This window comes from Streptomyces sp. NPDC055078, assembly GCF_053607985.1.
Map to the genome: position 1 here is coordinate 1 of NZ_JBSGUP010001091.1, position 1,469 is coordinate 1,469.

Annotated in this window: 2 protein-coding genes; both read left to right on the top strand. The window is 71.3% G+C overall.

The genetic code is table 11. The features are described 5' to 3' along the window. Window positions 1–128 precede the first annotated feature (128 nt). Window positions 129–413 carry a hypothetical protein gene (locus tag ACWF94_RS40385; protein WP_453500267.1) on the top strand — a complete coding sequence of 95 codons (285 nt, stop codon included), beginning with the start codon at window positions 129–131 and terminating at the stop codon, window positions 411–413. 90 nt (window positions 414–503) lie between these two features. After that, complete coding sequence (locus ACWF94_RS40390; protein WP_453500269.1) at window positions 504–1,418, top strand: bifunctional DNA primase/polymerase; 915 nt, start codon at window positions 504–506, stop codon at window positions 1,416–1,418. The last annotated feature ends 51 nt before the right edge of the window (window positions 1,419–1,469 follow it).

Below are 1,469 nucleotides of genomic sequence, written 5' to 3' on the forward strand. Positions count from 1 at the left end.
GCACCCGACATGCCATGCGGACCCGCCCCGGGCCGCTGGAACCCCGAGAGCGGCCACAAGCCGTCAACCGCCCCCGTCACGATCCCCCACCGCCCCCGCCGCCTCAAAGCCTCCTGAGGAAGCCCGCTTTGACCCGCATCGAAATCAGCGTGCCTGTGACCGGCAAGCCCGAGTGCTTCGACTGGCTCGGCCGGAAGGTCATCGTCATCCCGGAGACCGTGACGCTCTACTTCGCCCCCGGACGACCTGACCCCGTCGCGGCTGAGGTCACCGGGCCCTGGAAGCCCGGCCGTCCCGGAATCCTCCATGACGGCTCCGCTCGTATGACCGTCGCCTACTACGACAACCACCCCGAGCACTGGCCCACCTGGATCCGCGAACTCGCGAAGAAGTACCAGCCCCCGACCGACTAACCCCCACAACAACCGAGAGCGGCCCCTCTCACGCCAATGACCGGGGCCGCTCTCGTCTCCCAGCACTCACGAGAACTGGAGACACCCAGCATGACCCATGACCGCAAGGCCGCGCTGCTGCATGCGGCGCTCGATACCGCCGCCCGGGGGTGGGCGGTGTTCCCCCTGCGCCCCGGGAGCAAGCGCCCCGCGCTCCACAGCGAGGCACGGTGCCCCCGGACCGGTACCTGCGCCACCGGCCACCAGAAATGGGAGGACAGGGCCACCACCGACCCGGACCGCATCCGGCGCGCGTGGTCCACCGCCCCCTACAACCTGGGCATCGCCACGGGCCCTTCGGGGCTGGTCGTGGTGGACCTCGACATGCCCAAGCAGAACGACAAGAGCAAGGGCGAGAAGGGCACCCCTGACGGGGTGACGGCCTTTACGGCGCTCTGCGAGCGCGCCGGACACGCAGTCCCCGCCACCCGCACCATCCGGACTGCGGGAGGCGGGCAGCACCTGTACTTCACCGCCCCGCGCGGCATCCGGCTGAGCAATACTGCGGGCAGGCTCGCGCCGCTGGTGGACACCCGCGCGTGGGGCGGGTACGTCGTCGGCGTCGGCAGCCTCACCCCCGCCGGGGCCTACGAGGTCACCGACCCCGCCCCCGCCGTCACCCTCCCCGAATGGGTGTACGCCCTTCTGGCGCCCTGTCAGTCATTGCGGGCACTAACGGCTGCACCCTCGGCCGTACGGGCGTCCCGCTACGCGTCAGCAGCCCTCACGGCCGAAACGGCGAACGTCGCCCGTGCTGCGGAGGGCACCCGGAACTCGACGCTTCTGCGGGCCGCGCGGGCCCTGGGGCGCTTCGTCGCGTCCGGCGACCTCCCCCGGCACGCGGTTGAGGACGCTCTTAAGGGAGCGGGGGAGGCGGCCGGACTGCGGGAATCCGAGTGCACCCCGGTCATCACCAGCGCCCTGAACTGGTCCATCACCCACAACCCGCAGGGCAGGGCGGCATGAGCGCCCCTCCCCCTCCCCTCCTTAAGAGCCCAACGCCCACCACCGGCCACC

What these genes read in the sequence shown, in the direction of transcription:
- ACWF94_RS40390 (WP_453500269.1), top strand. Translation starts at nt 504, where the DNA reads ATGACCCATGACCGCAAGGCCGCGCTGCTGCATGCGGCGCTCGATACC.